This is a genomic window from Methylobacterium fujisawaense (assembly GCF_039619325.1).
GTDB classification, from domain to species: Bacteria; Pseudomonadota; Alphaproteobacteria; order Rhizobiales; family Beijerinckiaceae; genus Methylobacterium; species Methylobacterium fujisawaense.
In genome coordinates, this window is record NZ_CP155000.1 from 1587422 (window position 1) to 1613639 (window position 26218).

Below are 26218 nucleotides of genomic sequence, written 5' to 3' on the forward strand. Positions count from 1 at the left end.
GTCAGGCCGGCGGGATCTCGCCTGTCTCGGGGGCGTGAGGATCGGCGGTGGCCTGGTTTTGCTCCGCCCCTTCGGCCCGGCCGCGCCGGCTGCGGGAAGTTTTGAGGCGGTAGCTGTCGCCGTTCAGGCTCAGGATGCTGACGTGGTGGGTCAGCCGGTCGAGCAGCGCGCCGGTCAGCCGCTCCGAGCCCAGAACTGACGTCCAGTCCTCAAACGGGAGGTTCGAGGTCACCACGGTCGAGCCGCGCTCGTAGCGCTGCGAGAAGACCTCAAACAGCAACTCCGCTCCCGTCGACGACAGCGGCACATAGCCGAGTTCATCGACGATCAGGAGCTTGACCGCGGCCAGCTCACGCTGAAGCCGGAGCAGACGACGCTCGTCGCGCGCCTCCAGGAGTTGGTTGACCAGCGAGGCCGCGGTGGTGAACGTGACCGAGAAGCCCTTCTGGCAAGCCGCCAAGCCGAGAGCCAAGGCGATGTGGGTCTTGCCGGTGCCCGAGTTGCCAAGTGCGATGACGTTCTCCCGGCCGAGGATGTAGCCACAGCGGGCCAGCTCCAGCACGAGCATCTTGTTCAGGCTCGGGATCGCGGCGAAGTCGAACGTGTCGAGGCTCTTCACCGCCGGGAAGCGCGCCGCCCGGATGCGGCGCTCGACCATGCGCCGCTCACGGTCGATCAGCTCCAGTTCAACCAGCCGCAACAGGTAGCGCGAGTGGTCCAGGCCGCCCTGGGCGCACTCGCGGGCAACCTTGTCGTACTCGCGCAGCACCGTGGGTAGCTTGAGCTGCTTGAGGTGGTGAGCCAGCAGGACGCCCGGCGTGGTCTCGTCGCGCGCCGGGCTCATGCGGCCACCTCCGGCACCAGCACGGCATAGTCGGCAGCCACGGTGGTCCGCACCGTGGTTCTGGGAAGGTGCGGATAGGCTGCCAGGTCGAGCCGGGGCGGTCGGTGCTCGAGTCGGGCCAGCGCAATCAGCTTGACCGCGTCGAAGCCGATTGCCCCGAGCCGGATCGCCTCCGTGACGGCTGCGGCCACCACGTCCTTGGGCATCGCCTCCATCAGGCGCAGCACCTGGATGAACTCGCGCTTGCCCCGGTTACCCATGCGCGCCTCCAGGAGATGGCGCAGGTGCTGGAACGCCTCGGGCAAATCCCAGTCCTGGAGGGCCGCCGCTTGGTCGAGGGCGTTCGGCTTGGTCTCGATCAGCGCGAGGTAGTGCAGCGGCTCGGACACGAACACGCCGGTGCCGTAGCTGCGTTCGTGCCGGGCGATCTCGATCCCGCCGCACAGGATCACGACCTCGTCGACGAAGCCCTTCACCAGCACGTTCCGGAAGCCGTAGGCGGTGGGCACCGAGTAGTCGTTGCCGTGATAGCGCACCAGCGCGGTCGAGGAGACACGACCAGCCCGCTTCTCGCACGGCTCCAGCGGGACCGCCGGCAGGGCGCGCAGGACCGCACGGTCGGCCACGAGCCGCGTACCGATGAGCTCGGCATACCGACCGGCACACTCATCCTGCCGGACTCGGCAGCGTCGCTCCAGATCAGCGTTCAGCGCCTCGAACGAAGCTGCCTCCGGAGCCGGGGTCATGAAGTTGGACCGGGCGAACTTGACCAGCCCTTCGACTTTGCCCTTGTCGTTGCCCCTGCCCGGACGGCCGAAGCGATCCCGGAACAGGTAATGGCTCACCAACTCGGTGAAGGCGCGCGTGCGCTCGCGCTGCCCGTCACCGCAGATCTTGGCCACCGCGATCTTCGTGTTGTCGTACAGGATCGACAGCGGCACGCCCGTGAAGAAGGCGAAGGCGGCGACGTGCCCGTCGAGGAACGCCTCGGTGGTCTCCCGCGGATACGCCTTCACGAAGCAGGCGTCGGAGTGCGGCAGGTCCATGCAGAAGAAATGGATCTTGCGACGCACGCCGCCGATCGTGGCCACCGCCTCGCCGAAGTCGACCTGGGCATGGCCGGGCGGGTGGACCAGCGGCACGAAGGTCTCCCGCCCCTGCGACCGGCAGATCCGCACGTGGTCCTTCACCACCGTGTAGCCGCCGGCATAGCCGTGCTCGTCGCGTAGACGCTCGAAGATCCGCTTGGCCGTGTGCCGCTGCTTGACCGGCGCAGTCCGGTCCGCCTCCAGGATGGCCGTGATCACCGGCAGAAGAGGCCCAAGCTTCGGCTTCGCGACCGGCTTCGAGCGCGTATAGCCCGGCGGCAGAGAGAACCGGCACATCTTGGCGATCGTCTCTCGGCTCAGCCCGAACACTCGAGCCGCCTCACGCCGAGAGTTGCCCTCGATAAACACGAACTGCCGAACGGCCGCGTAAACTTCCACGGCGAACATCCCCGGCTCCTCTCGAAAGAGAAGCTTCTCCACTGGCCGGCTTTTACGCCGCCCGCATCAGCACGACGCCGACGCTCCAGTGGATGGTTTTGTCACCGCCCTACACACACACCTATCAGACCTACATGAAACAGGCGCAGGTGCTGGCTTACGGAAATGTCTTCCAGTACGTCGCCGTCGTCACCCTGCTGGTTGTGCCTCTCTGCTTCCTCATCTCGGCCAAGACCGCTCAAGGCAGCGGAGGCGGACACTGACATGACACCCCAGCCCCGACACGCACTGCGCTCCTATGCGACCGTTGCGATCTCCGGCCTCGGCCTGGCCAGTAGCGTGGCTGCGTGCACGCTCGGACCGGACTTCATTCCCCCCGCCCCGACGATCACGGAGTCGAGCGACTATCTGGACACCGGCCTGCCGGCCCGGACGCCGCTCCCGCTTCTTGCACGGACCAGCACGGCGGAGCCGGTGGTGGCGTGGTGGCTCGCCTTCCGCGATCCGATCCTGGCGCAGCTGGAGGATCGCGTCGCGTCGCAGAACCTCGACGTGCAGACCGCTACGGCACGTCTGTTCGAGAGCCGGGCGCAACTCGGCACCGCGGCCGCGGCCGGGCTTCCGACGCTCACCGGACAGGGCAGCGCCTATCGCCAGCAATACAGCAAGAACGGCACGATCGGGCTGCTGTCGAACTCTCTCGGCGGCCTCTCCGGGAGCAGCGGCTCCACCGCATCGAGCAGCAGCTTGACCGCGCCGCTGACGAACGGGTTCGAGAGTTACACGCTGGGTTTCGACGCGTCCTGGGAGCTCGACCTTTGGGGCAAGGTCCGTCGCTCCGTCGAATCCGCCCAGGCACAGGCGGACGCATCGGCGGAGCAGCGGCGCAATGCGCTGGTCTCCAGTCAGGCCGAATTGGCGCGCGACTACGTGCAGCTTCGCGGCACCCAGGAGCAGATCCGGATCGATCTGGCCAACATCCGGGTCAACGAGCAGATCCTCGACGTGGTGCGGATCCGGCAGCAGAAAGGCCTTGTCACCGGCCTCGACACGGCTAACGCGGCCCAGCAGGTCGAGGCGATCAAGGCGCAGCTGCCCCCGCTCCAGCAGCAGGAGATCCAGCAGATCAACGCGATCTCGCTGCTGCTGGGCGAGCCACCGCTCGCCCTATCGCAGGAGCTGGTCACCGGTCAGTCGATCCCGCCGGTGCCGCCGCGCGTGCCGGTGGGATTGCCGTCGAGCCTGGTCCTGCGCCGCCCCGACATCCGGCAGGCGGAGGCGAACCTGCATTCCGCCGTCGCCGAGATCGGGGTCGCCGAAGCACAGTTCTTCCCGACCGTGACGCTGAACGCGAGCCCGACTGTGAATGCGGTCGATCCGGGCAAGATCTTCCGAGGTTCGTCCCTGCAATACATGAATGTAGGTCCGTCGATTTCCATCCCGCTGTTCGAAGGCGGGCGGTTGAAAGCGAACCTCGTGCTCCAGCGGGCTCGGCAGCAGGAGGCGGCGATCGCCTATCAGAAGGCCGTCCTTCAGGGCTGGCACGACGTCGTCAACGCGCTCGCGTCGCTCAAGGGCGACGAAGCGCGGCGGGCCCGGCTCGCCCGGCAGGTGGCCGATGCGCGGCAGGCGCTCGCACTGTCGCGGGCACGCTACACGCAAGGCGTCGAGATCTTCACCACGGTCCTGCAGGCCTCGCAGACCGTGCTCCAGGCCGAGACCAACCTGGTCCAGGCGACGGCCGCCATCTCCACGGACTTCGTGGCCCTGTCCAAAGCGCTGGGTGGAGGCTGGGAGACCACCTTCCCGCCCAGTCCGACGCCGCCGTTGGTCTTGTCCCGCGTCGCGATCCCGGCGTCAGACATCACGCACACCAAATGATATCGCCATAACATTGGGTATGCCGATTGTCGGGATTTCAATTGGTTCATTTTGGAAGCGGATCGATGGACCAATCGATTTGAGCTGTGATGTCCTGGGCGCGAGCATCAATATATGTGATCAATGATCGCCGCATATTTATGAACGCCAACGGTGACGAGCAAGATCGTTAAGATCAATACGTGAAGCGATGATCGATTTGATCATCGCCATGTCCATGTACGGGTCTTCGCTCAATAACACGTCCAATGAGCTAATCGAGCGCGTTCATCTTCCGGGTGATGTTGAAGAAAAGCAGATCCCGTGGAGGGGCGCGTGAGCTCAGCGTATCCGCGTCCTGGAATTGCAAGGCATGCTCGCTGCCCTGAGCGCGACCTTCATTAAAAGATGCGTCACCGGCAGGCAGCCCTGAGAGATCTGCATCCAGCAGAATGGACCCGGCTATGCTGGAAAAACAGCACATCCGCTTCCAGACGGTGCGGCGCAAAGGCAGACGATCCCCTAACCACCCAATTCAGTCGTTCAGGAGCGCCCGCCAGCGCGGCGGGAAATAGCCGAAAGTAGATGGTCCGTTTCTGTGAAGGGCCGTCGCTAAAGCGGACGGGTTCCTACCGACCCATGCTGAGCATACGGAAGATCGTCAACGTAACCCGAAAGCTGTCATATGCGAGTTACAGCTCAGGGTCGTCTGAGAGCGGTAATGGCGGGCCATTCAGGCCAGGGGAGACGGTCCCTGTGGAAGCGCAATAGTCGATGTCGCTTCGGCAATCTGCTCGGGGCCTCCCTTCGGCGGCCAGACACCCGCTCCATAGGCGTGCGAGCGTAACTCGGCTCGCTCCTTCAAGCTTTTAAAGCTCCAGACATGTGTGATCCGCGGCGCTCCATCGAGGGCGTACATGTTTGTGACGAGATGCTCGGTATACTCGCGTGCTGGTACGATAGCCGCTTCCCAGCCCGCGAGCGTTGGCGGCAACCCACCGGGCTTCAGGCGGTAGGTTCGAAACTCGTACACCCCGCCACGATCCCCGGTCCGGATCGGCGGTAGAAAGGGAAACGGCGCGTAGCTGTCCATGTCCAGCGCCGTCACCACGCTCCCCGCATTGAAGGGGTTAGGATTCAGGAGCGCGCGGCGGCGCTCGGCTGTCATGTCCTCCGGTGCCTCGAACCCACGCAGCACGATCAGGCGGCCGAGTGTTCCTATCTCGGTCCGCCAGCAGCCAAGCAGCTGACCCTTGGCCTCGGCATCATTCACCCAGTCATAAACGCCTTCGGATGCTCGACCGACTGCAAGCAACGGACACGAAAGGGTAGCGAGTTCGTAGAGCATTTGGACCTCGGCGTCGTGCGTTCAAAGCGAGAGCGCTCCGTTCGTTTCAATGAGCCTGATCTGCGCCTGACACGAGTCGGAAGCGGGAGAAGATACACCGTCCGCTTCTGTCCATCTCCGCCCGAAAGCGCATCGTCGAAGACCCCCCATCGGACACGCCCGTTGGATAACTGGGCGCCGGCTGACGATGGCCGAACGCCACGAGCCTGCTCGCCCGTCGCTCGCACACGCCAGCCGGATTCCCGAGCTTGAAAGATACCGGTCGGTATGTATGTTCTGGCTGCGCCGAATCTCGTTCGCTGCCGGGAAGAGCCATGGCGACCGCCTACAACCGCAAGAAGCAGCCAGAGCTCGTCCGGCGGACACTGCTCGATTGCGCCGCCAAGCTCGCGCTGGAACAGGGCTTGGCCGCCGTCACGGTGCAGGCGGTCAGCCACGCCGCCGGCGTGACCAAAGGGGCGCTGTTCCACCACTTCCCAAGCAAGCAGGCGCTGGTCGAGGGCGTCGTCGCCGACCTCATCGCGCAGCTTGACGCAGATATCGACGCCGCCATGGCGAAGGATCCTCGTCCGTACGGGCGGTACACGCGGGCTTACGTCGACATCACCCTGCACGACCCGATGATCACCGAGGGCGGCCAGTGGGCTGCCCTACACATCTCGATTCTCGCCGAGCCCACCTTGCGCCGGATGGTGTCGGACTGGTTCGCGGAGCGCCTGCACCGCCACCGGGATACCGACGGGGACGCCGACCTGGAGTTCGTCCGGCTCGCCGCCGACGGCGCATGGATTGCCTACCTCGTGCGCGAGAAGCCGACCGACCCGGTGCCGGAACTCAGCGCGCTCCGCGCACGGCTCATCGCGATGACCCTGACCGAACCGGAGCCAGCCTCGGGCGGGGACAGGGGCTGAGCGATGGGATCGACCTCGATGCACGGATTCGCTCCCGTCCACGGGACGGACGGGCCGGATGACCTGACGGGATACGGCGACCTGGCCGCCCGGCACGTTTCCGCTGGGCGCGTCCTCGGCCTGTTCCGCCCCTACGCGGGCCGGATCGCGCTCGTCCTCGGGCTGATCGCGCTCGCGACGGCGACGGGGCTCGCCGCCCCGTTCCTGCTCCGGGAGATCATCGACGTCGCGCTGCCGCGGGGCGACGTGCGCCTGCTCGGGCTGCTCGCGGGGAGCCTCGTCGGCCTCGCCGCGCTGGCAGCGGGCATCGGCGTGCTCCAGGCCCTCGTCACCGCGAAGGTCGGGCAGGCGCTGATGCACGACCTCCGGGTCCGCGTGTACGCCCACCTGCAGTCGCTGCCGCTCGGCTTCTTCACGGCGACCCGGGGCGGGGACATCCAGGCGCGCATCGCGAGCGACATCGGCGCCCTCCAGGCGCTGGTCACGCACACCGCGGGCGAAGCGACGCGCAACGCCAGCGCGGTCGCGATGACCGCGGCCGCCATGCTCTTGCTGGAGTGGCGGCTTGCCCTGTTCTCGTTCCTGGTTCTGCCGTTGGCGACCTGGATCAGCAACCGCGTCGGTCGGATGCGCGAGGAGACCACCTACGCGCAGCAGGAGCGGATCGCCGAGATGACCGCGGCGGTGCAGGAGTCCCTGTCGGTCTCGGGCATCGTCCTCGCCCGCACGATGGGGCGCTCGCCGCACCTGGCGCAGCGTTTCGCGCGGGCCTCGCGCGAGGTGGCGACCCTGGAGGTCCGCTCGCACACCGCGGGCCAGTGGCAGTGGTCGGTCATCGATCTCGTGCTGCAGGCCCTGCCGGCCCTGACCCTGTTCCTCGGCGGCTGGATGATGAACGCCGGGACGGCCATGACGGTCGGCACGCTCGTCGCCATGATCGCGCTGCAGGAGCAGATGCTGTTCCCGCTGGAGGAGGTGCTGCGCACGGGCGTCGAGGTCCGGAAGACGCGGGCGCTGTTCGCGCGCATCTTCGAGTACCTCGACAAGCCGGCCGGGATCACCGAGCGGCCCGATCCCGTCATCCTCGAACCCGCGCAGGTCACCGGCCACGTGCGCCTCGACGGCGTGACATTTTCCTACGACCGGTCGGGACCCGCCACGCTCCGCGGCGTCACGGTGGACATCCCCGCCGGCTCGCACACCGCCATCGTCGGCGCGACCGGCTCGGGCAAGTCGACCCTCGGCCATCTCCTGGCACGCCTCTACGACGTCGACGCGGGCGCCGTGCTCTACGACGGCGTCGACGTGCGCGACCTGAGCGCGCGTTTGCTCTCCGACATCCTCGGTGTGGTGACGCAGGACCCGTTCCTCCTCCATGCCAGCGTCGCGGAGAACCTGCTGTTCGCCCGGCCCGAGGCGACGGTGGCCGAGATGGTCGAGGCGGCGCGCATCGCCCAACTGCACGACCTGATCGCGGCGCTCCCCGACGGGTACGACACCGCCGTGGGCGAGCGGGGGCACCGCTTCTCGGGCGGCGAGAGACAGCGCCTCTCGCTGGCCCGGACGATCCTGCGCGACCCGCGCGTGCTGCTGCTCGACGAGGCGACGAGCGCCCTCGACACGGCGACGGAACGGGCGATGGTCGAGGCCCTCGCCCGCCCGGCCAAGCCCCGTACGACCATCACCATCGCCCACCGCCTCTCGACCGTGCGCCGCGCCGACCAGATCGTCGTGCTCGACCGGGGGACGGTGGTCGAGTGCGGGACGCACGAAGCCCTGCTCGCCCGCGACGGCGCCTACGCGCGCCTCGTGCGCAAGGCGGCCTGACGGACTCGACCCACGGACGGATTTCATGTCTCCGAGCACACACATGCGGCGGATGCCGGCCCTCGCCCTCTTGGTCGCCCTCATCCTGCAAGGCTGCAAGCCTGCGGCGGACGGCCAGGCGGCAGGCGGTTCCGGAATCGCGGGTCCACCCCCCGATGTCTCAACCATTACGGCCGAGGCGGCGACGGTGCCGCGCACCCTCGACCTGCCGGGGCGCCTGGCCTCGACGCGGGTCGCCGAGGTCAGGGCTCAGGTTGCCGGCATCATCCAGGAGCGCGCCTTCGAGGAAGGCAGCCTCGTCAGGAAGGGCGACGTCCTGTTCCGCATCGACCCCGCCGTGTACCGGGCCGAGGTCGATGCCAAGTCCGCCGCCCTCGACCGGGCCGAGGCCACGCGAGTGCAGGCACTGCGGCAATCGGAGCGCACCGAGACGCTGCTGGAGCGCCAGGCGGCCAGCACCGCCCAGCACGACATCACCACTGCCGCCCTGCGGCAGGCCGAGGCCGACGTCGCGAGCGCGAAGGCGCAACTCGCCCGGGCCCGGATCGACCTCGACTACGCGACCGTCCGCGCGCCCATCGCCGGCCGCATCGGCCGGGCCATGGTCACGGAGGGCGCCCTCGTGGGCCAGGGCGAAGCGACGAAGCTCGCGCTGATCCAGCAGGTCGACCCGATCTTCGCCGACTTCAACGCTTCCGCCGCCGACGCCGGGCGGCTCGCCGGCCTCGGTCCGGGACAGGGGGAGACGAAGGTACGCCTGGTCCTGCCGGACGGCTCGCTCCACCCCGACGCCGGGCGACTGCTGTTCACGGATGTGAGCGTCGACCCCGGCACCGGGCGGGTCTCGCTGCGAGCGAGCTTCCCCAACCCGAAGGTCGCCCTGCTGCCGGGCACCTACGTCCGCGTCCGCGTCGCGCAGGGGGAATTGCCGGGCGCGGTCATCGTCCCGGCCCAGGCCATCCAGCACAGCAGCGCCGGCGTCGCGCAGGTCTACGTCGTCGGTGAGGACAGGACGGCCGCCCTGCGCCCCGTCAGGGCGGGGGCGCTGACGGACTCCGGCTGGATCGTCGAGGAGGGCCTCAGGGCCGGGGACACCGTCGTGGTCGAGGGCTTTCAGAGGCTGCAGCCCGGCATGGCGGTGAACCCCATGCCTTGGCAGGCCGCCCGGACGGCCGCCGCCACCAAGCCCTGACGTCGCCGGGATCGAACCGACATGAGCCGCTTCTTCATCGCGCGCCCGATCTTCGCCTGGGCGATCTCCATCTTCATCATGCTGGTGGGCGCGATCTCCATCGCCGCCCTGCCGGTCTCGCAATACCCGGACGTGGCCCCGGTCACGATCCAGGTGACCGCGACCTACCCGGGCGCCCCGCCCGAGCGGCTCTACGACGGCGTCACCCGCATCATCGAGGAGGAGCTCAACGGCATCCCGGGGCTGATGTATTTCGAGAGCACCAGCGACACCTCCGGCATGGCGCAGATCACGGCCTCCTTCGCGCCGGGCTCGGACCCGTCGAAGGCCACCGTGGCGGTGCAGAACCGGATCAAGCGTATCGAGGCGCGCCTGCCCCGGGCGGTGACCCAGCAGGGCGTCACCGTCGAGGAGGCCAGCACCAGCTTCCTCCAGTTCGTCACCGTCTCCTCCAAGGACGGCTCCCTCAGCGAGACCGACCTCGGCGACATCGCCACCCGCCGCCTGCTCGGCGAGTTGCGGCGGGTGCCGGGCGTCGGCCGCGCGACCCTGTTCTCCTCCGAGAAGGCGCTGCGGATCTGGATCGACCCGGTCAAGCTCGTCGGGTTCGGGATGACGCCAAGTGACGTGACGGCCGCCGTCGGCGCGCAGAACGCGCAGGTCGCCTCCGGCATCGTTGGCGCGCAGCCGGCGACGCCGGACCAGCGCATCGCCGCCAACGTGCTGGTGAAGGGGCAACTCACCACGCCCGCCGAGTTCGGGGAGATCGTGCTGCGCGCCAACCCCGACGGCTCGCTCGTGCGCCTGCGCGAAGTGGCCGAGGTCGAACTCGGCGGCCAGTCCTACGCGATGCAGACCCGCCTCGACGGGCGACCCGCCGCCGGCATCGGCATCCAGCTCGCCCCGGGCGCCAACGCGCTCGCCGCCGCCAACGGCGTGCGGGCGAAGCTCGCCCAGCTGCAGCGGACCCTGCCGGCCAACGTGCGGGTGACGGTGCCCTACGACACCACGCCGTTTGTCGAGGCGTCGATCAGGAAGGTGCTGGTGACGCTCGCCGAGGCGATGGCGCTCGTCTTCGCCGTGATGTTCCTGTTCCTGCAGAACGTCCGCTACACGCTCATCCCGACCATCGTCGTGCCGGTGGCGTTGCTCGGCACCTGCGGCGTGCTGCTCGTCGCCGGTTTCTCGATCAACGTGCTGACCATGTTCGGCATGGTGCTGGCCATCGGCATCCTCGTCGACGACGCCATCGTCGTGGTCGAGAACGTCGAGCGCATCATGGCCGAGGAGGGACTGCCGCCGCGGGAGGCGACCCGGAAAGCCATGGGCCAGATCACCGGCGCCATCGTCGGCATCACCGCGGTTCTGATCGCCGTCTTCGTGCCGCTCGCCTTCTTCCCGGGCTCGGTCGGGGTCATCTACCGGCAGTTCGCCGTGAGCATGGCGACCTCCATCGCCTTCTCGGCCTTCCTGGCCCTGTCCCTGACACCCGCCCTCTGCGCCACGCTGCTGAAGCCCGTCGAGAAGGGTCACGGCCACGACAAGCGCGGCTTCTTCGGCTGGTTCGACCGCCGCTTCCGCTCCGGCACGGAAGCCTATCGGTCGGGTGTGGCTAGCGTGCTGCGCCGGCCCGTGCGGGCGCTGCTCGTCTACGCCCTCCTCGTCGCCGCCCTCGGTTGGGGCTACCTGCGCATGCCGGGAAGCTTCCTGCCCATCGAGGACCAGGGCTACGTCATCGTCGACGCGCAGACGCCGCCGGAATCGGCCACCGGCCGCACCCTCGACGTGGCCAAGCGGATCGAGGAGCACTTCGCCAAAGAGCCCGGCATCGACAGCCAGACGCTGCTTCTCGGATTCGGCTTCTCGGGCCAGGGACAGAACGCGGCCCTCAACTTCGTCGGACTGAAGCCCTGGGGCGAGCGCGGGTCGGACGACGGCGCCGACGCCATCACGGCCCGCGCCAACGCCGCCCTCGGCGGCCTGCCCGATGCCATCGCCATGTCGCTGTCGCCGCCGGCCATCGACTCGCTGGGCAATTCCAGCGGCTTCGCCTTCCGCCTCCAGGACAAGGGCCAGCAGGGCCATGCGGCGCTGGCGGCCGCGCGCGACCAGTTGCTGAAGGCGGCGAGCCGGAGCCCGATCCTGCAGGGCGTCTATGTCGAGGGCCTGCCGACCGCACCGCAGATCGAGCTTATCCTCGACCGGCAGAAGGCGAATGCGCTCGGCGTGACCTTCGCCGACATCAACGACGCGCTCTCGACGAGCCTCGGCTCGGCCTACGTCAACGACTTCCCGAACCAGGCGCGGATGCAGCGGGTCATCGTCCAGGCCGAGGCGTCCCGGCGCATGAAGGCGGAGGACCTGCTCGACCTGAACGTCCGCAACGCCAAGGGGCAGATGGTGCCGCTGCAATCCTTCGCCCGGGTGGAGTGGACGATGGGACCGTCGCAGGTCGTGGGCTTCAACGGCTACCCGAGCATCAAGATCTCCGGCAGTGCCGCGCCGGGCTACGCCAGTGGCGACGCGATGGCCGAGATGGAACGCCTCGCCGGGCAACTCCCGCCGGGGTTCGACTTCGCCTGGACCGGGCAGTCGCTACAGGAGAAGCTATCGGGGTCCCAGGCCATCTACCTGCTCGCGCTGGCCCTGGTCTGCGTCTTCCTCTGCCTCGCTGCGCTCTACGAGAGCTGGTCGATCCCCCTCGCCGTGCTGCTCGTGGTACCGACCGGCGTGGTCGGTGCGGTCTTCGCGATGCTCATGCGCGACATGCCGAACGACGTCTACTTCAAGGTCGGCCTGATCACGGTGATCGGCCTGACCGCGAAGAACGCGATCCTCATCATCGAGGTGGCCAAGGATCTCGTGGCGAAAGGCGTATCGGTGAAGGAGGCGGCGCTGGAGGCGTGCCAGCTGCGCTTCCGCCCCATCGTGATGACCTCGTTTGCCTTCATTCTCGGCGTCGTGCCGCTCGCCGTCGCGACCGGGGCCAGCATGAACAGCCAGCGGGCTATCGGGACGGGCGTGCTCGGCGGCATGGTCACGGCGACCGTGCTGGCGGTCTTCGTCACGCCGCTCTTCTACGTCCTGATCGGGCGGGCATTCGGATTTCGGGCAGCCGGCCGACGGCAGGTCGATCCCGCCCGGCCGGTCGCACCCGGGCGGCGCGGCATCCCCGTGCCCTGAGGGCGATCAATCGGGATCGGGCGCCCGCGCAATGAGGCGCTGTCCGGCACCGTGACCTCCACCCATCGTGCCGTCTGCTTCGGGGCTGTAATTTGGACGATTGGAGTGTCCGGTCTGGTTGCACATGCGTCCGGCTGGTTTGGAGCCCCTCGATGCCGAAGCCGAGGGGCCGAACGCTCAAATCTCAGTACCTTCGGCTAGGGTCAGAGCATCCTCGACGTCGACATCGAGGTACCTGACCTCGCTCTCGATCTTGATATGGCCGAGCAGGATCTGGACGGCACGCAGGTTGACGATCCGCTCGTAGATCAACGACGCCTTCGTGCGGCTGCGGCGTGGGAACCGACAGCTGACGTTGGAGCGCGACATCCTCTTGCTCTCGCGCGCGACGGTCTGGTTTGCGCGGGAGACCGGAGTTCTGCCGTGGGGGTCTTCCGGTTCATGAGCGCGAACCAGGCCGATTTCCCGGTCGCCGCCATGGCCCGCGTCCTCGGCGTGTCGAAGGGCGGGTACGACGCCTGGGTCGGGCGAAAGCCATCGGCGCGGGCGATTGCCGTCGCCGCACTGCTGAAGCGTATCCGCACCGTCCATCTCGGCGCGCGCCAACCTAGGGCGCGCTGCATATCCACGCCGACCTGCGCGAGCAGGGCGAGCGGCATTCTTGGAAGCGCATCGCTCGGCCGATGCGCGAGGCCAGCCTCGTCGGCGCCAGCCATCGGCGCGGCGGTCCCGACACGACCCGGCGCGATCAGAAGGCGCGTCCCGCCCCAGACCCTGTCGACCGCAATTTCCTGGCCGAGGCGCCGAACCCGCTGCGGGTGGCCGACATCGCCTACGTACCGACCGCGGCCGGCTTCCTCTACCGCGCCGTGGTGCTGGATGCCTTCAGCCGGCGGATCGTTGGCTGGGCAATGGCCAACCACCTGCGCTCGGAGTTGGGGCTCGACGCGCTGGAGATGGCCGTCACTCAGCGCCGGCCGCGTGACGCCAGCGCCCGCACGATCGTGCGATTGATCGTGCCGGTCGCTCCCAGAACGAGGACGCGGCGCCGCTCCACGCTTGACGACCGATCCGTGGTCCTGAGCCGTTCGTCCCGAGGCTTCGCCGTCCTGCCGCGACGGCGACGTCTGCGATGCCCCGTCCAGCATTGGAAGCGGTGCTCCAACGCGGTCGGCAAAGGAATCCGCGATCATCTGGACGGGCAGCCGGGCCGAAGCGCGAAGCCCGGCATGCGTTCGCCGGCCGGTCCTCCCACGGGCGGTCTGGGCGCTCGCGCCAGCACGCGCGGGCTGCCGGACCTCTCACCCCCGGCGGACCGGAGCCTTCGTTCCTTGGCGCCCAGAACCGTCTCGAGCCATCGGGCGGCGGACGCTCATCGGTCTCGCCAAGCTTTGCTGATCTGATCCATCAGCGGCTTCGTCAGATATGACAGCACCGTGCGGTCACCGGTCTTGAGAAAGGCGTCGACCGGCATGCCGGGCACGAGCCGGATCTCGCCCAGACGCGCGCGCTCGGTATCGGAGACCCGGATACGCGCCTTGTAGAAGCTCAGGCCTGTCTTCGGATCCTGCGTCACGTCGGCCGCGACGCGATCCACGAGCCCGCTGATCTCGGGCGTCGTGCGCTGATTGAGCGCCGAGAAGCGCAGGGTCGCGAGCTGGTCGATCTGCACGTGATCGATATCTTTGGGCTCCACCCGGACCTCGACCGCGAGCTCGTCGGACTCGGGGACGATCAGCATCGCGGGTTCGTTGGGGGTCACGAGCCCGCCCACCGTGTGCACGGTCATCTGGTGAACGACGCCATCCTGCGGCGCCCGAAGATCGGTGCGCCGGAGCTGATCGAGGGCGGCTGTCCGCTTCTCCTCGTATTCCGCCCACTTGCTCCGGATCTCGGTCAGATCCCTGCTCACCTCGTTCCGCATGTCCTCATCGACCTGCATAATCTGCAGCTCGACCTCGTTGATCTTGCCCTTGGTCTGCGCGATCGAAGCGGCGAAACGGCCGCGATCCCCCTCCAGTCGCGCAGCTTCGCGTTCCAAGGAGGTGAGGCGGGGAAGCTGGACCAAGTTCTTCTGCCAGAGCTCGCGGATTCCCTTCAGCTCTTGGTCCACCGCGGAGACTTCCCGCGTCTTCGCGGTCATCTGATCGTTGATCCCGGCAATCTCCTGGCTGAGCTGGGCGATGCGTTCGCGCAGCTGAGCCTTGCGACCCTGTCGCGCCTTTCCGCGCGCGAGGAACAAGCGGGTCTCGCTGTCGATGAGGCGCGCGACCGCGTCGTCCGAGGAGGCCCGGGCCTGGAGATCGGACGGGAAATTAAGGGCGATGTCGCCGTCGCGCTCCGCCTCCTCGCGCGTCCGCTTGGCCGCGAGCGCATCCATCGCGCGGAGAACGGTGTCGAGGATTGCCCGTGACTGCGTCTCGTCGAGCCGCACCAGGATGTCGCCGGACCTGACGTGGTCGCCTTCGTGCACGCGCAGCTCGCCGACGATCCCGCCGATCGGATGCTGAACCTTCTTCACGTCGCTCTCGACCACGAGCCTTCCGGACGCGATGACCGCACCGCCGATCTGCGTGAAGCTTGCCCACCCGCCGACGCCGCCGACGAGCGTCATGACCAACAGGGCGGTGACGCGGACCTGCCGTCGGATCGCCGCCCGGGACGCGTGACCGAGAGGCGGTGACGCGTGCTCTGCTACGACGCGCATCGGAATGGCGGTGGGCATCCTGTCCCCCTGGGGTGTGAAGCGGTGATGACAGCCCGACGCAACGGGCGGGTGCGCGGAGGACCGGGACGGCGGGTTGGAGCGGTCTCGACCGGAGGAGATGTTGTCGTGCGCACGTGCCGCGGGTCCGTGAGACAGGTCACAGAGGGGAGCCGGGTCCGATCCCGGCGGCGCGCTACGGGAGGGTCGCGACGAAGCGGTGCACGATAACGACCCGGCCGGCGCGCACGACCTCGTAGGTCGCCTCGTAGGTCCCCGCGCGAAAGCCCTCGGCCGGACGTCGCTTCCCGGTGAAGACCAGAGATTGCGCGCGTGGATTGGCGAGCGGCGACAAGCGGTTCTCAGCGAGAATCTGTCCGTCCGGAGCCCGGACGACAAGTCGCTGCACGTCGCCGACCTCGAGGCTGATCGCCCGGACCCAAGCGACGAGGCTCTCCCCGCGTGCACCGAGGGGACTGGCGGCGTCGGCCTCGACGGCCTCCATCGTCACGGGACCGTCCGAGAAGCCGGAATTGAGGACCGTTCCGGAGCGGTAGCGAAGGCTCGCCCCGAGCGATTCATCCCAGAGGCTCGCGTCGCGGCCGATCTGGGCTGAACCCTCGATCGCGAAGGGATCGACGGGGCGACCGGCCCGGCGAACGGTGAAATGGAGATGCGAAAACTCCGTTGCGCCAGAGAGGCCGACATGACCGATGACCTGACCGGCCGTCACGACCTCGTTGGGCCGCACCGTCACGCTACCCTGGGCCAGATGGCAATACTGGGTGTCGTACGAATCCGCATGCGCGATGACGAGACCGTTTCCGCATTCGACGCCCGCGACCTTCGCCAATCCGGTCTCGCGAACCGAGACGTCGGGCGCGTCGTTGCGGATGCGGAGCACGGTGCCGGCGGCTGCCGCCCGCACGGCTCCGAGCGGACCCGCTGCGGCGACGGAGGAAGGAAGGCGGAAGTCCGTGCCGTCATGCCGATCGTAGGTCTGCGAACCGCCGGTGAAATCGCGGGCCGCGGGACCGGGGTCGCGATCAACGTAGTACTGGACGAAGCAGGTTCGGCCCGGTTCGCAGGCGAGCGGAAGCTGCAATCGAAGAAGATCGGCACTTGCTCGCATCGACCCGAGGATCGTCACGAGGAGGCAGGCGAAGACGCGCGACGCTCGCATGATCGGCTCACTTTCAAGGAAGTTCGACGTGATGGTCTCAGGCGGATCCGAGGGGGATCGCCCTGCCCTTCCCGGGCGAGACGCCGAAACGTGCGGCGACCTCGCCCTGCGAGGAATAGCGGGCTTCGCGGCTGCCGGCGCCAGCCGGAACGGCCCGCTTGAGGCTACCGCTGATCCAATTCGGCGGCAGCAGGTCACCGTCCGCGGTGACGATCCAGGGTTGCCGGTCGGGATGGGCCAGGACGGCGGCCGCCGCAGCGATCGCTTCGCGCAGGCTGGCGAACTGCACGGGATGCCGTGAGAGGAAGCGGGCCGCTCCGGCGTGCCAGACCTTCAGGGACGCGGGACGTTCGAGGGTTTCGATTTCCATCGTTCGGATTCCCTGTGCGGTGGCGGTGCGCGGCCCCCAAGGGGATCCGGCGGCCTCAGGTGCAGGTCACCTGCTGCTGTTCAGGCCCTGAATGTTCCACCCGCCCGGTCCGGCGACTGTGAGCCAGATCACCGAGTCGGGTGCGTCGGACGGGCGTCGGGAAATGCGACCGGCGGTGACGGTCGGCCCGGTTCCGCGCGCAGGTCGCCCAGGCCAGCAAGGACCGGATCTCCCGTACGGAGCGACGGCCGCTGCGCCATGCCGATCGGATCGCGCAAGGGGTCTGCCATTGCCGTCCGCCGGGTCGGCGTCGCGGGTCGGCACGGCCCGGCAGGGCCGAAACCTATTGACCGCCGGAAAGCAGCGAAGCGGGCGTGATCCCGATCACAGTTCGCCGCGGGAGTGCCGGTTCATATCAATCCAACGACAGGCAGCAGGCGCGAGACCGCCGCCGCGATGCAATCGCCGAAGCCTACCCGAGGAGACCGGTCATGTTCGAATTCTTGAAGAGGAGACTCCGGGCGCAGTCGTCCAAGCGGGTCACCGAAGTGGGTTGGACCATCGCCGATACCAAGGCAGCCATGATCTGGGACGACCCGGAGCCGTTCCGGCGGGACCTCGGCCGGGCCGCATCGGCCAAGTCGGTCCAGGGCTGCCCCGCAGCAATCGATTTCGACGCCCGTCACATCGTGATCCGATGCCCCGTCGACCTCCATCTACGCATCAGCCTGGAAGAGGGCCGTTCGCCGGTCCTGGAAAACGTGGACGGCGCGCGCAGCACGATCCGCCCCCAGCAGATCGGTCAGATGGTGAGCGTCGTGAACCCGGCCGAATGGCGCCATCCGAAGCGACCGATCCTTCAGATCATCACGCCCTATCTCTTCCTCTCGGACGAAGTCGCCTACATCAACCAGCTGCCGCCATTCCTCGACTACCAAGCCGAGCCGCTTCCAGGGACGCTGATCAGCGGCCGCTTCCCAGTCCACATCTGGCCGCGCCCCCTGATGTGGGCGTTCGAGTGGCACGATACGTCGAAGAACCTGATCCTGCGCCGCGGCCAGCCCTGGTTCTACGTCCGCTTCGACACCCTTGATCCCTCGAAGCCGACGCGCCTTGTGGAGGCGGAGATCACGCCGCCGGTGCAGCGCTACATTGACGACCTCAGCGGCGTCACGAATTACGTGAACCGCACCTACGCGCTGTTCGAGAGGGCCAAGCGGCGGCGCCCCGAGCAGTTGCTCGTTCCGCGCACGGACCGGAAGGCGTCGCGTTCGGCCGCCAAGTGCCCGATGGCCGCCTGAGAGTGCCTGGACGAGGCTGACCGGTCGACACCGCAGATCGGCCCGCCCCGCCCCGAACCCGCCCTGTGTGAGCCTGCTCACGGATTTTCGGCCCGGTCGATCGCAGTTTCAGGCATCCGGGCCGGTTGCGCGCACGCGAACTCCACGAACCGGCGCCATGCCGGGCTCGTTCGGCCAGACCATCCAGAAGAGGGACGATGTGCGATGAAACCCGCTTCCCTCGAACTCGGTGCGGCACTGTCGAGCTGCCGCTCGGCCCTGGCCAGCCTCATCGTCACCAGCGGCCTCCTCAACATCCTGTACCTGACAGCCTCGTTCTTCATGTTGCTGATCTCCGACCGTGTTCTCCCGAGCCGGTCGGTGCCGTCCCTCGTGGGTCTCGTTCTCCTGGCTCTGATGCTCTACGCCTTCCAGAGTGCCCTTGAGGCGCTCAGGGGCCGCATCCTGAGCCGGATCGGCGCCGTCCTCGATGAATGCCTGAGTCCGCACGTCTTCGCGGCGCTGGTGCGTGGTCCTGTGGAGAGCGGAGCGCCCGCCAACGGCCAGATGCCGCTGCGGGATCTCGATCAGGTGCGCGGCTTCCTCGGAGGCTCGGCACCGACGGCACTCTGCGACCTGCCCTGGATGCCGCTCTACTTCATCATCTGCTTCCTGTTTCATCCCCTGATCGGCTTCACTACCGTCTCGGGCGCGCTCCTCCTCGTCGTGATCACTCTCGTCGCGGACCGCCTCACGCGCGGACCGTCGAAAGTCGCGACCGAGCACGGCCAGCGCCGGAGCAGCGTGACAGACGCCAGTTGCCGCAACGCCGACGTCCTGATCGCGATGGGCATGCAGGGCCACTTCGCGGCCCGGTGGCACGATGCCCACGCCCAGTACCTCCTGGCGCAGCAGCGCATGAGCGACGTCGCGGGCGCCTCGAGCGCCGTCTCGAAAGCAGCCCGGATGGCGCTGCAGTCGGGCGTCCTGGCGCTCGGCGCCTATCTGGTGATCCGCGGCGAGAGTTCGCCCGGCATCATCATCGCCTCATCGATCCTGCTCGGCCGCGCCCTGGCGCCGCTCGATGCGACGATTGCGAACTGGAAAGGTGTCATCGCCGCGCAGCAGAGCTGGAGCCGGCTCGCCGAAACGGTGACCAAGGCGTCGGCCACGCGGAACACCTCCACCCTGCCGGCACCGATGCACGTGCTCAAGGTAGAGGGCGTGAGCGTGGCCCCTCCCGGCAGCACGCGCCTGACGGTCAAGGAGGTGCAGTTCAGCCTGAAGGCCGGGCAAGCGCTCGCCGTCACCGGCCCGAGTGGGTCGGGCAAGTCGACCCTCGTGCGAGCGCTGGTCGGCATCCTGCCCCTGGCCAGAGGAACGGTCTGGCTCGACACCGTGCCGATCTCGCAATGGCAGGCCGCGGATTTCGGACGCCACGTCGGATACCTTCCGCAAGAGGTCTCGCTGTTCGCCGGCACGGTGGCAGAGAACATCGCCCGCTTCGCGCCCCAGGCGGACCGTGCCGAAATCGAAGAGGCCGCGCGGCAGGCGGGTGTCCACCCGCTGATCGAGAGCCTGCCAGAGGGCTACGATACGGTGTTGGGTGACGGTGGCACGGGCCTGTCGGGCGGCCAGCGCCAGCGCATCGGCCTCGCCCGCGCCCTCTTCGGCTCTCCTTTCCTCCTCGTCCTCGATGAGCCGAACGCCAACCTCGACGGCGAGGGAGACGCTGCCTTGACCCAATCGATTCTCAGCGTTCGGGCCCGCGGCGGCATCGTCATCATCGTGGCCCACCGGATGAGTGCCTTGACGGCCGTCGACCTGATGCTGACGATCGAGGGCGGCCAACTCACGGCTTTCGGGACCAAGGACGAAGTGCTCCGCAAGATCCGGGGTCCGTCAGACGGCGAGGTGAAGACCGTTCGGACCGATGCCGGTCCTGGTCGCGCGGCGGCGCACCATCCGCCGATGCACATCGTGAAGGAGAGTGCCTGACATCGTCCGGCTTCCGGTGGAGACGCGGGGAGCCGACTTCGACACCGTAGAAAGTTCTGCGAGCGGGCGGTTCGGTTATCCGTGCCGCCCGCGCCTTGTTGGCGAAGGCATGCTCGGGATGGCCGTCGCGGCGGCAATCTGCAATGGGCTAGTAGTCGCACGCTGCAACATCAGGCGACGCCGTGCTGCGAGATGCCGGTCCGCCTCCGCGCCGATGCCGAGTTCAGGTCCGGACCTGGCGTGAACCGGAAGCGGCGAGCCCCGGCGAGGCCGCAGGACGGATAGACGACCGGGACTGCGGGTCTGACGCCATTGCCCAGCCCGCTGCCGTGCCGTCTCGCCCCGCACAAGATGGTCAAGTCGATTGATTCCGGCCGCCAGCACAGCGGTCGGCGAAGAGATCGCCGCATCTGCCGAACGGCATATGCGAGGAAAATCACGGGCGTGACCGATGCCTTCTCGGCACTGTCGTGAGAGCGTCGACGGGCGTTTGACGCGCGTGCGAGACGTCGGGCGCGCTTCCGAAGCGAACGGGACTTCGACCTGCCAGCGAGCGGGCGCTGGCTCTTTCGGACGTCCGACCGCGTGCGATCCACTTCCATGTATGTAAAATTCAACGGAGAGTGGAAAAGTGACGTTTGTTCAAGCCCCCGCCGCGAACCGGCATGATGCTGTATTGCCAAGACTTGTTATGAAATTACAAAAATACAAAATCGTGTTGTGCCGTATATCGTAGTCCGAGGCGATGCGTAGGTGCTGTCGAAGGCAGCGCTTTCGTCGCGGGGACCGAGCGGCGCTTTGGGCGTGAAGTGGCGGTCCGTGGAACAGACTTACGGCAAGAGCTTGCCCGATGGGCGCTGAGGGCGATGCACCCGAACGGTGCCGGCGGCATGAGACTACGGCCCGTTTCAGCAACACGCATGTCGGCTAGAAATAACGCCCGATCCGTCACTGAAGAGTTCAGCGTGATCTTCATCACGGTATCCGTCCCGGCAGCATCGTAAAAGAAGGGCGACTTCGACGGGGCATCCCAGATCGAGTCTCATGGATCGCAGGATAACTTCTGCGTTTCACAGATAAGCCTCAGGGCGGCAAGGCACCGTCCACCTTCAAACGGAGCAACGGACATGGCTAAGATCTTCGGAACCCCTGGCGACGACACCATTTACGGTGGCGGCGGCAACGACACTATCTATGGTGGCGGCGGCAATGACACCATCTACGGCGGCGGCGGCAACGACACCGTCTACGGTGGCAAGGGCAACGACACCATCTCCGGCGGGTCGGGCAACGATCACCTCTACGGCGGAAAGGGCGACGACACCGTCTCCGGCGGCAAGGGCAACGACACCATCTCCGGCGGGTCGGGCAACGACCACCTCTACGGCGGAAAGGGCGACGACACCGTCTCCGGCGGCAAAGGCAACGACACCATCTCCGGCGGGTCGGGCAACGACCACCTCTACGGCGGAAAGGGTGACGACACCGTCTCCGGCGGCAAGGGCAACGACACCATCTCCGGCGGGTCGGGCAACGACCACCTCTACGGCGGAAAGGGCGACGACACCGTCTCCGGCGGCAAGGGCAACGACACCATCTCCGGCGGGTCGGGCAACGACCACCTCTACGGCGGAAAGGGTGACGACACCGTCTCCGGCGGCAAGGGCAACGACACCATCCACGGCGGGGCCGGCAACGACCACCTCTACGGCGGAAAGGGTGACGACACGGTCTCCGGCGGCAAGGGCAACGACACCATCTCCGGTGGGTCGGGCAACGACCACCTCTACGGCGGAAAGGGCGACGACACCGTCTCCGGCGGCAAGGGCAACGACACCATCTCCGGCGGGTCGGGCAACGACCACCTCTACGGCGGAAAGGGCGACGACACGGTCTCCGGCGGGTCGGGTAACGACCACCTCTACGGCGGAAAGGGTGACGACACCGTCTCCGGCGGCAAGGGTAACGACACCATCTCCGGCGGGTCGGGCAACGATCACCTCTACGGCGGAAAGGGCGACGACACCGTCTCCGGCGGCAAGGGCAACGACACCATTTCCGGCGGGTCGGGCAACGACCACCTCTACGGCGGAAAGGGCGACGACACCGTCTCCGGCGGCAAGGGCAACGACACCATCTCCGGCGGGTCGGGCAACGACCACCTCTACGGCGGAAAGGGCGACGACACGGTCTCCGGCGGGTCGGGTAACGACCACCTCTACGGCGGAAAGGGTGACGACACCGTCTCCGGCGGCAAGGGCAACGACACCATCTCCGGCGGGTCGGGCAACGACCACCTCTACGGCGGAAAGGGTGACGACGCCGTCTCCGGCGGCAAGGGCAACGACACCATCCACGGTGGGTCGGGTAACGACCACCTCTACGGCGGAAAGGGTGACGACACGGTCTTCGGCGGAAAGGGCAACGACACCATCCACGGCGGGGGCGGCAATGACCACCTCTCCGGGGGAAGCGGACCTGCGGATCATGGCCACGCGCAGATGCCGGTTCACCAGGACGTGGGTGGACACGTCGATGCTCACGTTCCCGATATGGGCATGTTCCACTGAACCCGTTGATCGGCCGAACCTTACGGCCATAGGCCCATGACAGCGCGCCCCGCCAAGTTCTCTTGGCGGGGCGCGTCTTCGTCTGGCGGGCGCACAATCTTTGCTGAGGGAATTCACTTCCCGCCGGTTCGGGGAGCGGTCCGTGAGCCTGCCGCTCTGTTCGCGGCGCCTCCTCCCACCGGATCCGCGTCTGCGTGACCTTCGTCACAGCCGGTCGCCACACGCGCGGCGATACTCGCCATCAGACAACGAACCGACGGGAGGATGTTATGCGACGCTCGACCGAACTACGCGTCAAATGCCAGATCTGGCGCGACTTGGATCTTCTCCTCGCACAGCGCGCCGTTCTCGATGGCCTGAACAAGCATGGAGCAACCTTCACGAAAGCCGCGGCCAACCATTCGGCCGGCTGCGCCATCCGTTGACGCGTTGCCGTCCCGCCGCCCTTCTTCGTCACGCCGTTCGCGAGAGCGGTCGTCGACCGTACGGGACCAAGTGGTTCAGTATGTGATCATTCATCGATTGTGGTGGCGCCGCGGCCGCGCCTTGCGTCCGGTCCGCGTCACGGTCACCCGAATCACGTTGGACATGACGGGTGGCTTGTGCGGCACGTGGTCCGCGTCGGCGAGAACCAGCTGTAGGCTGTGTGTGCCGAGGGGCAGCGTGACCAGCGCCTCCGTCTGTCCCAGCCCGAAATGCAGGTGCTCGAAATCATTCGGGATCCGCTCATCGAGCGCGCGTAGAGTGGTGTCGATCAGCAGATGGTGGTGACCGGTATTGGCCTTATCGAAACCCGCCGGTGCCACACCCATCCCGGTCAGCCCGAAGCGGATCAGGGTCTTTCGTCCGACAACGTCGCCATTGCGCGGCTGAACGAAGTACACCCGCGCTCCCGGCGGTGACGGGCGCTGCTGGACGGCCCCTCCCCCTCCCCCTCCCGCGGCGACGGGCTCGGCGGTCGGGGACACGACCCGGACCTTGATGACCTCTGACGCCACCGGGGGATTGTGCGGGATGTGATCCTTATCGGCGAGCAGCAGTTGGAGCGTGTGCTCGCCTGGCGTCAGTTCAATCTCAGCCTCGGTCTGCCCGGCGCCGAAATGCACGTGATTGAAGTCGTTCGGGATCGGCCTGTCCGCAGCCGGCATCGGCGTGTCGATCAGGAGATGGTGGTGTCCAGAGTTCGGGCGGTCCATGCCCGCCGGTGCCACACCCATCTTCCGCAGGCCGAAATGGATCGTCGCCTTGGGCGTCAGGGTGCCGCCGTTCTTGACATCCACGAAGTAGACCGCTGCCCCCGGCGGCGACGGCGTCGGACCACTCTTGCGCTCCTGCGCCGCTGCGGCGGATGCGGTCAGCAGCAGAACGAGAGCCGCGCGAGGCAGGCCGCCCACAATGGGTTTCGCCGCATCAATCACGATGCCTCCTGCGCAGCGCGCTAATCACAATTCGCATTTCGACGGAATGCGACGTCTCTTCAATTCGAGCGGTACGGCGCCCGATCCATACTACGCCGGCGCTGGAATGGCAATTGAAACCTATCTATATCTTGATTGATGCGACATAATCCCAGGAATGAGCCGACATTTGGTCGAGCGATCATTGCGCTTCGGCCATTTCTACATACACTGCAGTTCTCGCTCGTCCGCTCATCGCGCGCAGGTCATCGTTCATGCCAGGACGGATCTATGTTCGAAGCCCGCCGGATCTGACGCCTCGGGCGGGGTTACGCGGCCGCATCGGCGGATACGGCGTGCTGATCTTTCTGGCATTTTTCGCGCTGAGCGGAATGCTTCTGACGGCAGGGCCTGGACAGGCCCAGAATCCGATCGGGGCCGGGCGGCGGTTCGCTCTGCTCATCGCCAACAGCCGCTACCCCGACGCTCAGGGCTCGTTGCCGACGATCGTGAAGGACGGCCGCCTTCTCGCGGAAGAGTTGCGGCGAAGCGATTTCGACGTCGACCTGCGCGAGAACCTGAGGCGGGAGGACGTGCAGGCGACCCTGGACGCATTCTACGCCAAGCTGAATGCCGGTGCGGCCGCCTTCGTCTATTTCGGCGGATATGGCATCCAGGTCGAGCGCCAGAGCTACCTGATCCCCGTCAACGCGCAGATCTGGTCCGAGACGGAGGTCCGTCGTGACGGCATCAGCCTCGATGCGATCCTGAGCGAGTTGAACCGGCGCGGCGTGCGCGTGAAGATCGCGGTGGTCGATGCGGCTCGGCAGAACCCCTTCGAGCGCCGCTTCCGCGCTTCGTCCGCGGGCTTGGCGCCGGTCGACGCTCCGGAAGGGAGCTTGATCCTATTCTCGGCTCCGCCCGGGAAGTTGGTGCGCGAGGAGGACGGTGACATCAGCCTGTTCGTGAGTGAACTCGGGAAGGAACTGCGTGCCCCGAACCTCACCGCGGAAGAGGCGTTCACGCACACCCGGATCGGGGTGTCGCGCGCCTCGAAGGGGGATCGCGTTCCATGGATCTCCTCGTCCTTAATCGATGAGTTTCGTTTCGCCGTCGCGGCGGCCAACGCCGCGCCGGCGCCTGTGCCGGACCGCATCAGCAGGGCCGAGCCGCCTCGGGTCGCGCGTCGTCCGCCGCCCGATCCGGTCCCGCTGCCGGCGCCATCCCCTGCACCGCCCCCGGCGGTCCTCCCGCAGACCGCGGCGGCCTTGCCGGTTCCGAGCCCGCCGGCCGCTCCGGCCCCGCCGCGGTCTCAGGCGCCGATGCAGGAGGGCCTTCAGACGGCGGGACAGAACCTGCGAGACTGTGACACCTGCCCCGAACTCGTCATCCTGCGGGCGGGGACTTTCGACATGGGCGCCGGCGCGCAGCCGTTCGACCGGCCCATCCACCGGGTGACGATCCCGCGCCCGTTCGCGATCGCACGTCGGGAGACGACCATCAACGAGTGGCGCAGCTGCGTCGAGGCAGGGGCCTGTAAGTACCGGCCAAATACCGCGGACGACCAGGCCGGCACGCAACCGATCACGAATGTGAGCTGGTTCGACGCGCAGGAATATGTCGCCTGGCTCAGCGCGCTGACGCGGCGAACCTACCGCCTGCCGAGCGAGGCGGAGTGGGAATACGCCGCGCATGGCGGGACCAGCACCGCCTTCGCCTGGGGACCCCAGGTCGGCGACAGCAAGGCCAATTGCCGCGATTGCAGCCGGACGGCCAGCCGGGAACTGTCGAGCGTCGCGAGCTTCGCGCCCAACGGTTTCGGCCTGTTCGACATGGCGGGCAACGCTGCCGAGTGGGTCGAGGATTGCTGGAACGATTCCTACCGTGGCGCCCCGCAAGACGGAACGGCCTGGCTCACCGGGGCGTGCGGCCAACGGGTGCTTCGGGGCGGTTCCTTCGACAGTTCTGCCAGCTACGTGAAGCCCTCGGCGCGCTTCCGGTACGATGCCGACGTCCGTTACTATGCCAACGGGTTCCGGGTGGTGCGCGCTCTGCCGTGACCGG

20 protein-coding genes and 1 pseudogene are annotated in these 26218 nt (G+C 67.5%); 12 read left to right on the top strand and 9 right to left on the bottom strand.

Going from position 1 to position 26218, the window contains the following annotated elements:
* Position 1 precedes the first annotated feature (1 nt).
* Positions 2-844, bottom strand: a complete 843-nt coding sequence (istB, locus tag ABC766_RS07680; protein ID WP_345819730.1) for an IS21-like element helper ATPase IstB — start codon at positions 842-844, stop codon at positions 2-4.
* Positions 841-2340 carry an IS21 family transposase gene (gene istA / locus ABC766_RS07685; protein ID WP_345819731.1) on the bottom strand — a complete coding sequence of 500 codons (1500 nt, stop codon included), beginning with the start codon at positions 2338-2340 and terminating at the stop codon, positions 841-843. Before istA ends, istB begins: the two co-directional genes overlap by 4 nt.
* A 125-nt stretch (positions 2341-2465) precedes the next feature.
* Here istA and ABC766_RS07690 point away from each other — a divergent pair, with 125 nt between their 5' ends.
* Both ABC766_RS07690 and ABC766_RS07695 read left to right on the top strand, forming a co-directional pair.
* A complete protein-coding gene (locus ABC766_RS07690) occupies positions 2466-2594 on the top strand; it encodes a hypothetical protein (protein ID WP_345821677.1) in 129 nt (42 codons plus the stop codon).
* Between the two features lies 1 nt (position 2595).
* Positions 2596-4212, top strand: coding sequence for an efflux transporter outer membrane subunit (locus ABC766_RS07695; protein WP_345821678.1), 1617 nt, complete (start codon positions 2596-2598; stop codon positions 4210-4212).
* A gap of 253 nt (positions 4213-4465) precedes the next feature.
* On the opposite strand, the gene ABC766_RS07700 is transcribed toward ABC766_RS07695, so the two are convergent.
* The gene (locus ABC766_RS07700; protein WP_345821679.1) at positions 4466-4699 is read right to left on the bottom strand and encodes a hypothetical protein; all 234 of its coding nucleotides are present in this window, start codon (positions 4697-4699) and stop codon (positions 4466-4468) included.
* 225 nt (positions 4700-4924) lie between these two features.
* A complete protein-coding gene (locus ABC766_RS07705) occupies positions 4925-5539 on the bottom strand; it encodes an NIPSNAP family protein (RefSeq protein WP_345821680.1) in 615 nt (204 codons plus the stop codon).
* A 314-nt stretch (positions 5540-5853) separates the two neighbouring features.
* On the opposite strand from ABC766_RS07705, the gene ABC766_RS07710 reads away from it, so the two are divergent.
* From ABC766_RS07710 to ABC766_RS07725, 4 genes are read left to right on the top strand one after another with little or no spacing between them, the layout of a single operon-like run.
* Positions 5854-6450: a TetR/AcrR family transcriptional regulator gene (locus ABC766_RS07710; protein WP_345821681.1), complete on the top strand. Its 597-nt coding sequence runs from the start codon at positions 5854-5856 to the stop codon at positions 6448-6450.
* Between the two features lie 18 nt (positions 6451-6468).
* On the top strand, positions 6469-8277 hold the full coding sequence (locus ABC766_RS07715) for an ABC transporter ATP-binding protein (protein ID WP_345821682.1): 1809 nt from the start codon (positions 6469-6471) through the stop codon (positions 8275-8277).
* A 25-nt stretch (positions 8278-8302) separates the two neighbouring features.
* Positions 8303-9469 carry an efflux RND transporter periplasmic adaptor subunit gene (locus tag ABC766_RS07720; protein WP_345821684.1) on the top strand — a complete coding sequence of 389 codons (1167 nt, stop codon included), beginning with the start codon at positions 8303-8305 and terminating at the stop codon, positions 9467-9469.
* Between the two features lie 21 nt (positions 9470-9490).
* On the top strand, positions 9491-12652 hold the full coding sequence (locus ABC766_RS07725) for an efflux RND transporter permease subunit (RefSeq protein ID WP_345821685.1): 3162 nt from the start codon (positions 9491-9493) through the stop codon (positions 12650-12652).
* A gap of 177 nt (positions 12653-12829) precedes the next feature.
* On the opposite strand, the pseudogene ABC766_RS07730 reads toward ABC766_RS07725, so the two are convergent.
* Positions 12830-12979, bottom strand: a pseudogene (locus tag ABC766_RS07730) (integrase); the annotation flags it as partial.
* Positions 12980-13335: 356 nt separating this feature from the next.
* Between ABC766_RS07730 and ABC766_RS07735 the strand changes: the two are divergent.
* Positions 13336-14055: a DDE-type integrase/transposase/recombinase gene (locus ABC766_RS07735; RefSeq protein ID WP_345821686.1), complete on the top strand. Its 720-nt coding sequence runs from the start codon at positions 13336-13338 to the stop codon at positions 14053-14055.
* On the opposite strand, the gene ABC766_RS07740 is transcribed toward ABC766_RS07735, so the two are convergent.
* From ABC766_RS07740 to ABC766_RS07750, 3 genes are all read right to left on the bottom strand, one after another.
* Entirely contained in the window at positions 14025-15377 is a 1353-nt protein-coding gene (locus tag ABC766_RS07740) for an HlyD family type I secretion periplasmic adaptor subunit (RefSeq protein WP_342143971.1), read from the bottom strand. The genes ABC766_RS07735 and ABC766_RS07740 overlap by 31 nt on opposite strands.
* Positions 15378-15552: 175 nt before the next feature.
* The gene (locus ABC766_RS07745) at positions 15553-16539 is read right to left on the bottom strand and encodes a M23 family metallopeptidase (RefSeq protein ID WP_345821687.1); all 987 of its coding nucleotides are present in this window, start codon (positions 16537-16539) and stop codon (positions 15553-15555) included.
* Between the two features lie 37 nt (positions 16540-16576).
* The gene (locus tag ABC766_RS07750) at positions 16577-16909 is read right to left on the bottom strand and encodes a hypothetical protein (protein ID WP_345821688.1); all 333 of its coding nucleotides are present in this window, start codon (positions 16907-16909) and stop codon (positions 16577-16579) included.
* Positions 16910-17400: 491 nt separating this feature from the next.
* On the opposite strand from ABC766_RS07750, the gene ABC766_RS07755 reads away from it, so the two are divergent.
* From ABC766_RS07755 to ABC766_RS07770, 4 genes are all read left to right on the top strand, one after another.
* Positions 17401-18210, top strand: coding sequence for a hypothetical protein (locus ABC766_RS07755; protein ID WP_345821689.1), 810 nt, complete (start codon positions 17401-17403; stop codon positions 18208-18210).
* 204 nt (positions 18211-18414) lie between these two features.
* Entirely contained in the window at positions 18415-20187 is a 1773-nt protein-coding gene (locus ABC766_RS07760; protein ID WP_345821690.1) for a type I secretion system permease/ATPase, read from the top strand.
* Positions 20188-21314: 1127 nt separating this feature from the next.
* Positions 21315-22757: a calcium-binding protein gene (locus ABC766_RS07765; protein WP_345821691.1), complete on the top strand. Its 1443-nt coding sequence runs from the start codon at positions 21315-21317 to the stop codon at positions 22755-22757.
* A 194-nt stretch (positions 22758-22951) separates the two neighbouring features.
* Complete coding sequence (locus tag ABC766_RS07770) at positions 22952-23182, top strand: hypothetical protein (RefSeq protein WP_345821693.1); 231 nt, start codon at positions 22952-22954, stop codon at positions 23180-23182.
* 90 nt (positions 23183-23272) lie between these two features.
* Here the strand turns inward: ABC766_RS07770 and ABC766_RS07775 are convergent, their stop codons facing one another.
* Positions 23273-24175: a DUF4399 domain-containing protein gene (locus ABC766_RS07775; protein ID WP_345821694.1), complete on the bottom strand. Its 903-nt coding sequence runs from the start codon at positions 24173-24175 to the stop codon at positions 23273-23275.
* A gap of 335 nt (positions 24176-24510) precedes the next feature.
* Between ABC766_RS07775 and ABC766_RS07780 the strand changes: the two genes are divergently transcribed.
* Positions 24511-26214 carry an SUMF1/EgtB/PvdO family nonheme iron enzyme gene (locus tag ABC766_RS07780; RefSeq protein ID WP_345821695.1) on the top strand — a complete coding sequence of 568 codons (1704 nt, stop codon included), beginning with the start codon at positions 24511-24513 and terminating at the stop codon, positions 26212-26214.
* The last annotated feature ends 4 nt before the right edge of the window (positions 26215-26218 follow it).